At 62.9% G+C, this 8481-nt stretch carries 9 protein-coding genes and 1 pseudogene; 6 read left to right on the forward strand and 4 right to left on the reverse strand.

Annotation, left to right across the window (positions count from 1 at the left end):
- Both DLJ53_RS36305 and DLJ53_RS34290 read left to right on the forward strand, forming a co-directional pair.
- Positions 1-135, forward strand: a pseudogene (locus tag DLJ53_RS36305) (VapC toxin family PIN domain ribonuclease); the annotation flags it as partial.
- Positions 136-471: 336 nt separating this feature from the next.
- Positions 472-1131: a hypothetical protein gene (locus tag DLJ53_RS34290; RefSeq protein WP_111352799.1), complete on the forward strand. Its 660-nt coding sequence runs from the start codon at positions 472-474 to the stop codon at positions 1129-1131.
- Positions 1132-1226: 95 nt separating this feature from the next.
- On the opposite strand, the gene DLJ53_RS34295 is transcribed toward DLJ53_RS34290, so the two are convergent.
- Positions 1227-2546, reverse strand: coding sequence for an McrC family protein (locus DLJ53_RS34295; RefSeq protein WP_111352800.1), 1320 nt, complete (start codon positions 2544-2546; stop codon positions 1227-1229).
- Positions 2543-4081: an AAA family ATPase gene (locus DLJ53_RS34300; RefSeq protein WP_111352801.1), complete on the reverse strand. Its 1539-nt coding sequence runs from the start codon at positions 4079-4081 to the stop codon at positions 2543-2545. The genes DLJ53_RS34295 and DLJ53_RS34300 overlap by 4 nt, the downstream gene beginning before the upstream one ends.
- Positions 4082-4809: 728 nt before the next feature.
- On the opposite strand from DLJ53_RS34300, the gene DLJ53_RS34305 reads away from it, so the two are divergent.
- The 4 genes from DLJ53_RS34305 to DLJ53_RS34320 all read left to right on the forward strand — a co-directional run bounded on the left by DLJ53_RS34305 (position 4810) and on the right by DLJ53_RS34320 (position 6811).
- The gene (locus DLJ53_RS34305; protein ID WP_111352802.1) at positions 4810-5058 is read left to right on the forward strand and encodes a CopG family ribbon-helix-helix protein; all 249 of its coding nucleotides are present in this window, start codon (positions 4810-4812) and stop codon (positions 5056-5058) included.
- Positions 5055-5354 (forward strand): type II toxin-antitoxin system RelE/ParE family toxin, encoded by a 300-nt coding sequence (locus DLJ53_RS34310; protein ID WP_111352803.1) that lies wholly within the window; start codon positions 5055-5057, stop codon positions 5352-5354. Before DLJ53_RS34305 ends, DLJ53_RS34310 begins: the two co-directional genes overlap by 4 nt.
- A 451-nt stretch (positions 5355-5805) precedes the next feature.
- On the forward strand, positions 5806-6462 hold the full coding sequence (locus DLJ53_RS34315; RefSeq protein ID WP_111352804.1) for a ParA family protein: 657 nt from the start codon (positions 5806-5808) through the stop codon (positions 6460-6462).
- A complete protein-coding gene (locus tag DLJ53_RS34320; RefSeq protein ID WP_202913526.1) occupies positions 6455-6811 on the forward strand; it encodes a ribbon-helix-helix domain-containing protein in 357 nt (118 codons plus the stop codon). The genes DLJ53_RS34315 and DLJ53_RS34320 overlap by 8 nt, the downstream gene beginning before the upstream one ends.
- 34 nt (positions 6812-6845) lie before the next feature.
- Here the strand turns inward: DLJ53_RS34320 and DLJ53_RS34325 are convergent, their stop codons facing one another.
- Both DLJ53_RS34325 and DLJ53_RS35850 read right to left on the reverse strand, forming a co-directional pair.
- Positions 6846-7796, reverse strand: a complete 951-nt coding sequence (locus DLJ53_RS34325) for a replication initiator protein A (RefSeq protein ID WP_202913527.1) — start codon at positions 7794-7796, stop codon at positions 6846-6848.
- A 442-nt stretch (positions 7797-8238) separates the two neighbouring features.
- A partial coding sequence (locus DLJ53_RS35850) for a hypothetical protein (RefSeq protein WP_211100741.1) occupies positions 8239-8481 on the reverse strand: 243 nt, incomplete at its 5' end.

Consider the following 8481-nt stretch of genomic DNA (forward strand, 5'->3'; position numbering starts at 1 on the left):
CACGTTCCGGATCCTCGATCCGAACGCGACGCGTTGATCGCGGCAACCGCCCTCGTCCATGGCCTCACCGTGGTCACGCGCAACCGCAAGGACTTCGAGCCCACGGACGTCACGATTTTGGATCCTTGGCGATAGCGGGAGCCAAACCTGCTAGCCGTTTCGCGTTTGCAAGCCGCGATTTCGGCCTACATCACTGATGGATAAAGGATATTATCATATGCTCTTAGAGCATCGTCCGATCTGGCTCAGCTACCGCAGGAACGTGCGAGTGGGTTTTATAAAGACCGTCTGCTGATCTCGGTTCGCTTGGCCGCGCCAGCACCGCCCGCAACTGCCGCCTGCAAGGCGGTTCAGCGAGGGCACACCCGAAATAGACAGCGGTCCCCGTCCTGGCGACATTCGTCCGCGAGCTGGAATCACGATGGGTCAGGACCTAGTTGGCGTGAGCTCCGTCGAGCCGGGAGGCCATCAGTGAAAGATATTTGGGACGGCATAAAAGACGCGCCTCTGTGGATGCTAACTGCGGCTGCCGTCATCGTAGGGGCGCTGTGGCAGCTTCCGGAGCTTTCAGATCTCGTGCCGCAGGACTATCGGAAGTTCCTTCCACTAGCCACGCTCCTGCTGGGCGCTTTCGCGATCACGCGAGCCGTGAGCGCCTTCATGTCAATTACGCAATTGAAGCGCGCGCGACAGCGTGAGCTGGCAAGCGCTCGGCTCAACAAGCTTTATCAACCGATGGTCGCACTCTTTATAGAGCGGCATCTCACAGCGAGTTCAGCCATCCTCGCGCCGTATCTGAAAAATCGCATCGGGAACGCCTTCGACGCCTTCAGGAATGGGCGAGGCCCCTTTCGGAAAGTCTCGGGCGCTTGGCGCGCGCTGGGCGACCGGAGAGTCTCCACCTTCGCAGGCATGGAGTACGGCGGCGAATTTCCGCTCGAAGAGATCAAATCCATTATGCGCGGGGCGACTGATTTCGCCGACATCCAGCTGATAAACTGCATCCGACGGGCCGACCGCTCACGTTATGAGGAGGAGCACCTCGGCACCGAAGTGACCGAGGACGAGTATTCACTCGCCGAATATATCTTCTCGGAGCACGCCCGGTTAACAGCCTTAGCTGAACGATAATTGTTATATAGATCTACACTTAAAGCTGCCCCAAACGATCGCCTGATCCAATGTGCGGCGCTGGCCAAGCCGTCGGATCGCTGCAGAGGCTCCCCTCAGGACACCGGATCGGGACCGTTGGGGGTCAGCTCTTCCGCCATCGGGCGCGGTGTGCGGAGGCTCGCCGCCAGATGCCTTAGCGACTGCCGGGCGGCGTCATGCGAGCGGACGTCGACGGTCGCGATCGTCAGTCGATCGTGCGAGCCCGTCACCATGAAGTGCCGGATGGTTGGCACTTCCGACCGCATTCCTGCGTGGTGGGGATAGACGAGGACGACGTCCGGGCACCCATAGACCCGGGCGTAGGCAACCATCTGATAGACGTCCGACTGCGCCACTTTCTGCTTGGGCTCGTCGAGCCGGGACGCCAGTCGTTTCCACTTCGTATCGAGGATCGCCACGATCCCTTGCGCGTCTCGGACGAGGATGTCGGGCTTCGTCTGGAACCGTCCGCGTTCGTCGGCGTCGATCAGGCAGAAGCGGCGACCGCCCTGGGCAACGACGGCGACCTCAGGGCCCGCCCACACGCCGCGGACGAGGCGCGCCACGTACGCTTCGAACAGCACGTTCATGTCGAACAGCAGCGTTATGCCGTCGGCGGCGCCGGCGGAGGTCGTCTGGTAGTCGGCGCGAAGCAGCTGGCGCGCGAGGGCGAGTAGCCCGCGCCATCGGGTGCTCGTGCGGTCGAGGACGACGTCGCCCCAGCGCAGGGCAGGGACGGCGACGTCCTCGACGTCCTCGTAGATAAGCTGCAGTTCGCGGAGCAGTCGCCGGTTCGCAGCCGAGCGCGACAGTCGGGCTAGGCACGCAATCGTCGCCTTCATGATACGGTTCAGCGCGATGTCCGGCGACAGCTCGTCATGGATCGACGCCAGCCGCTGCGGGTTCGCGGCGAGGACGGAGAACTGACGCTTGGCGTCGAGCCGGCCGCGCAGCTGGGGAAGATCCTCCTCCAGCCGGACGTAGCGTCGCGGTCGTCCATGCCGGACCGCAACGACGAGGCGGCGTGCGAACAACCCCACGAGAAGCTCGAGCAGCGTCTCGTGCTGCCGGCCCAGGCTGGCGATTTCCCCGCTCGCGACGTCGAGATCATGGGCGACGGCGAGCATGTGGACGAGTTGCTCGCGCGTCCGGCGATGCGTCGGGTCCGGATCGGCGAAATCGATCTTCGGCAGGATCTCGAGGCTGTGGGCACGCGTCGCGACCACGCCGACGACTTGGCGGGCACGAAGGCGGTCGCGGTGTAGTTCGAACGCCGGCCCGGCGCTCGAATGCCGGGCGACCGCCGCGAGTGGATCGAGCGCTGCGCGAGGAACCTCGTCGTCGCCGCTGCCGTAGCGCAGCGATCCCCACTCTTGGACGGTGCGATGGCTCACCGAAAGCCGTCGTAGGCGTCCTCCGCGAACGGATCGCGGACGGTCCAACGTATGCGTTCATCGTCTGCCTCGTCCATGCCGGGTGGGGATGCGAGAACGATGCGATGAAGGAAATGCTCGCCCCGCACGTCGCCGAGCACCAGTGCGACCCGGCTCCAGTCCTCGAAGAAGTACTCGGCCAGCAGCGGGATGACCTTGCGTCGCATCACGGCATCGATCTGCTCGCGAGTTTCGCAGCCGAGGAAGAACGCGTGCCCGATCTGATGCTCGCGGTCGAACAGGTACTCGATCTGCTCGTTGATCCGCGCGAGGAGGTTGCGCAGTGGGACTTCGTCCACGGACGGCGCGAGGAGGTCCGATCGAGGCATCAGCTCTTCAAAGTCGAACCTGCGCCGCAGGGCGGTGTCGAGCAGCGCAATCGAACGGTCCGAAGTGTTCATCGTCCCGATGATGTGAAGATTGTCCGGGATGCCGAACTGGTCTCGCGAGTAGGGCAGGGTGACGGTAATTGCGTTCGGCTGGCCGAGCCGCTTATCGGGTTCGAGCAGCGTGATCAGTTCGCCGAAAACCTTGGAAATGTTGGCGCGGTTGATCTCGTCGATAATGAGCACGAACTGGTTCGGCGTTGCCGTGACGGACAAGCCGGTGCGGTCCGTGGGCCTGGCCTCGTCGATGATCCGCTGCAGTGCTTCCCGGTTCAATTTGGAATCGTTGAGCCTGTAGCAGGTCCGCTGCATGAGGCTGGTGCCGTAGAGTTCGTCGGAAGGAATGTCCTCTGCCGGCACGACGAGCCATTCAACGGCGCGCCGATGCGGATAGCCGACCTCCGCGCCGTCCTCGAAGCGATAGTCGCCGGTCACGACCCCGATCGCTCTGATGGCGGAGTTTCCACGCGAGACGAGAACCATGTCGTCCTTCTCCAGCGCTCGGAACTGCCAGGTCTGTGAGACGTCACCGACAGCACGGGTAGCTTTGGGGTCGGTTTCCTTCCATTTCTCGAACACGTTTTCTTTTTCGAGATATTTTGGATCGCTCCAGTTTAATTCACCGCCGAAGCCGATAGCGATGTAATCGTGGGCTATGGCATCGTAAAACATCTCATCCTGAGAACCGGCGCGGCCAATACTCATTTTGAAGACCCGACGGTCGCCGACGATGAACGCTGGGCTCGCCGCTCGCGCCGGATGCTGTGACGCGGTACGCGGAAGTTCGGCCCGCCTGCAGATGCGGCGGAACGTGCCGTCCACAGGTCGAAGCGTGAACCCAGCCGAATGAACGGCCTCGTCACCGTCGCTCTCTTCGTCGTCGCCGAGCGTCGGCCGGAGGCCCTCGACGAAATCCTCGTACGCGTACGACTGATGAAAAGTAACGAACTCGATCTGCCGGTTGGTGACGAGCTCGCGGTAGCGCATGCGCAACGTATCCAAATCCTCGGCCAGCCACTGGTCGCCATCAATCAGCGCGACGGCACGACGCATGGTAGCGAAGGTCTTCCCGGTCCCGGGCGGTCCATAGAGGATGAGGTTCGTCGGCATCGGGTCCTGTTTCGGTCAGCGACGGGGAATCACCGGTTCGCGCTACACTGAACTTCGAGCGAGACAAGGTTCACACGACGGCTACAGCGCGTTGACGGCTGATCCTCGCTCGGCGAGGAGCCCTCCTTCAATGGGGACACGGCACAAAGCCATCGTGAAGCCGTCGGTCGACGTCATTTTCCATAACCTCTCGTTCCACGACGGGATACGGCAGGCGTTGCCGTCTTCGAATTCGAGCGTGACGTCCCACGGACCGGTGTGGCTCGTGTAGCGGACCCGATCCACACCGCCGGCGTCGTTGTCGCGGTGCTAGGGCACGTTTCAGGCTCGCTCGGGCTGCGGCGGCTCGCCGTCAGGTCAACAGTCGCGCCTCGATGCCCTGCACGTCCAGGAGCTTCGCGCGCGAAGAACCGCTAGCTCGAGGTCGAGGCGGCGAGGATGCGCAGGGGGCTTTCGAGGCGCGCGCCCCCTCCCCTCGCTCGATCTCCGAAATGGTCGCCTGTCTGAGACCCGCCGTGCCGGCAGGAGCGGTCTGCAGGAGGCCAAGCGCCTTGCGTCGGCGTTGGATGGCGGCGCCGAGCTATCGCGACGTGCGGATGAGTGTCTGGTCCACGGGGCCCTCGAAAATGTTACGCGGAAATTCGTATTTCGTCCGGTGGCGGACCTTAGACATTGGTCAGGCGCAACGCCGTGCTATATTGTATACACTCAAGCACAGGAGGTGGGGCATGAGCGAGACGCTGAGCGTTCGGGTGCCGGACGGAACGAAGGAAAAGCTCGACAGGATCGGGGAGGCTTCGCGGCGAACGCGCTCCTTTCTGGCGAGTGAGGCGATCGCCTCCTTCATCGAGCGTGAGTTCGCGCTGATCGAGGGTCTCGAGGCGGGACTTGCCGACATGCGGGCTGGCGATGTCCTCGACCATGACGAAGCGATGCGCCGCGTGCGCGGTGCCATCGCGGCGCGCCCGCACAAGTGAGACGTGTCGTCTGGGCGCATTCGGCCGTCGACGATTTTGCTGACGCCCTTACCTTCATCGCGCGGAGCGATCCAGGCGCGGCATCGTCGATTGCCGATCGGATTGACGATGCCGTGCAGCGTCTTGAAGAGCACGCCGTCGGTCGCCCCGGCCGCATCAGCGGCACCTACGAGAAGCCTGTGAGGCGCACTCGGTACATCATCGCCTACGCGCTCGAGGATGAGGTGCTGACGATCCTGCGCATCATCCATACTGCACGCGACTGGACGGAGGAAGGCTGGCCGATCGAGGCATGACGGAGATGACGACCCCCCTGCCTGTCAGCCCCTTGATTGCGAATGTGCCAGCCGGCTGCTGCCCCGGCGGTTCGGTAGTGCCGCCCTCGCCTGTCGCCAAGCGACAGGTCTACTTCTCTTCAAGACTACAAGTTAGCTTATCTCCTGACCCAATCGCAGAGCAACGAGGCCCGCACGCCCTTCCCCTGCCGCCATGGTGCGGAGATCGCCGCTCTGCCTGCCGTATGAGACGACACCTCGCCTTGTCTACTTGCTGACTTGCCTTGCAGCCTCTCCCCAAGCTGACCTGAAAAGCGTGCGTTCGACCGCGCTGCGGGCGCCGCCGGAAAATCCGCCAGTCAGTATACTTGTCATTAAGTTGCTATTCAGACCTGTCAGCTAATCGTCTTGGTAACAAGATGGTGAGTCGCCAAGGCGACAAGCTATCTTTCAGGCAAGGAGACATGCCGACATGAAGACAATCGCCTTCATCTGTCAGAAGGGGGGGACCGGCAAGACGACCCTTGCCATCTCGCTCGCCACTGAAGCGGTCCGCTCCGGGCTGACCGCCGCCATCATCGATCTCGACCCGCAGGTCAGTGCCTGCGAATGGGGCGACCTTCGCGCCGGCGAAGCACCCATCGTAATCGACGCGCAGCCCGCGCGAATCGAGGGGGTCGTGGAACGCGCCCGAGACATGGACGTTGATCTTCTGCTGGTGGACACCGCCGGGCGCACCGAGCAGGCCGCGCTCGCCGCAGCACGGGTCGCCGACCTGGTGCTGGTGCCGCTGCAACCTTCCGTGGTCGACCTCAAGACGATCCGCGCGACCAACGACCTCATCAACCTAGCAGGCGACAAGAAGCGCGCGGCGGTACTGACGCGAGTCAAGCCGTTCGGCAACCGCCACCTCGAGACGGCAGCCTGGCTGGAAGGGCAGGGGATGCCGGTCTGCCCCGCCACCATCGGCGACCGCATCACGTTCCAGGACGCATACGCGCAAGGCCAGGGCGCCAACGAGATCGATCCCTCCGGCAAGGCCGCGGCGGAAGTACGACAAGTCTACTTGTATGCAAGAAAACTTATCGGCTTGTCGTCTGATGAACGCGCGGAGGTGGCCCATGCCTAAGCCCCGCCGCAACATTGCCGCCGCCATGCGCGATGCTGCCGGCAGCACCCGCGGGACGGTGCAGCCCTTTCCCTCCGCTGCGCCGGCCGCACGGGAGACGCCGCTTGCCACGTCAGTTGAGGCGATCTCCGAGGCGCCGCCGACAAGGCCGGCCATCCAGCCGAGCCGCCAAGGAACTAAGGCGATCACCGGCCACTATCCGCCGGCGGTGCGCTATCAGCTGAAGCTTCTGGCGGCCGAGAAGGGGCGCACGATGGAGGACATGCTGGCCGAAGGCCTCAACATGCTCTTCGCCGCCCATGGCAAGCCGGAAATCGCACCGGCGAGCCGCAAGCCTCCGGAGCGCTGAAAGCGGCCGAGGGATGGGAAGAGCGCCTTGCCCTTCAAATCAGAGGCGCGCGCGCGTGCCGCTGCTTGCAGAAGCCGAGAAAGGCCTTGTTGGGGTTCTTGATCGGTTTGCCCTGTTCGGCCGCGAAGCTCTGCCATTCCTGCAGCAGGAAATAGACGTCGTACCCCGGGGCTACCTTGCGCGCCGCGGCGAAGGTCTCGGGGTCGAGAGACGGCATTTCGAACGGCTCGTCATCCGTCGCTTTGCCGCAGCGCATCGAAGCGCGGCGCTGGAAGATGACGATGTCGTCCTTCAGGCGCACCTGGTAGTCGGGCATGTGGCTGTGCGCCTCGTCATGCTGGACGATCACCGAAACGAGGCGACGGAACTCCTTCGGCGTGGACGCCGAGCCACACTTCTTCTGCAGAAGCTCGATCGAGATCCGCCACTCGGCCTGCATGCCGCAGTGCTTGCGGGCGAGCTCGTAGAGGCGGCGCTCTAGTGGCTTGCGCAAGCGGAAATAGTCGCGGTGGAGGGTCAGAACCTCGTTCGATTCGATGGCGTTGAAGACCCAGTCCGACAGTGTGATCTCAATCTCCTGCATCCGCCCCTCGCGCGTCTCGCGCACGATGCGGGCCCGGTCGATGAGGCCGAAGACGTCGAACTGCTCGGTGCCGCCGGTGACGATGTTGGTCTCGATCTGGGTGCCCTGGAGCCGCCGCAGCGCCGCCTTGAGACCCTCGTAGGCTTGGCCATTGGTCATCCGGTTGGTGGCCTTGAGGAGATCGTAGGCATGCAGCGTGACCCTTCGCGTCACCGGCCGGCCCTCGTTGAGCGCGGCGATGAGCTGGCTGATGCAGTAGATCAAGACGTCGCGATCGTGGACCGTTGCGAGCCCGTCGGGGGAGGGACGGACCTCCACAAAGCTCTTGCCATGCTCGTAGCGGCGGCTTCGATGGTCGGGCTTGGTCGAGAGAGAGAAGATCGGATGCTCCATCGAAGCCATGTCACCCTTGGGTGCAGCATCGAAGATATCGCACACGAAAAGGTCTTGCTGGCCAATGCGGTCCGGCAGGAGGGGGGAGCGGTCAGACCCGTGCGATTCGTTCGATATTTCACCCACCAAGGCAGTATCGATATTTCACCCACCGTATGCAAGCGACTTTCGATATTTCACCCACTCGGACGACGGGCAGAGCGAGCCGCTCGTTCGATATTTCACCCACCGTTTTTCGATATTTCACACACCATCTTTCGATATTTCACCCACCGATAGGTTTGAAAAACCGTTTTATATCAGATGTTTATGGAGTGTTTTCCACCGCGTAACACAGATTCTAACACAGATTCTAACACATACGCTCCAACGCGCAGGACGAGCTCAAACCGGACAAACACCGTCGCGGCAGATCAATGCGAGACGCCAACGTCCCATCTCAGAGCCGCTTTCAAAGCCCCCGCCCGCCACGCTCCTGCATCTTGCGCTCGGCATTCTTCCGCTCCCGCTTGACGCGTTCTTGCCCTTGCTGTTCGGCCTCGGCTTTCCATGTCGAAACCTTCTCCAAACGATCCATAGCATTCCCCTTGTTGCAATCGTCTCGCAGGGGCTTGGAGAGGCGAGGGGGCTCCGCCTCGGCGGCCACACCCGTCCGAGCCTTCCCCCAAGCGTCTCGATAGATGGCAGCGATCTC

The organism is Acuticoccus sediminis (assembly GCF_003258595.1).
Lineage (GTDB): Bacteria > Pseudomonadota > Alphaproteobacteria > Rhizobiales > Amorphaceae > Acuticoccus > Acuticoccus sediminis.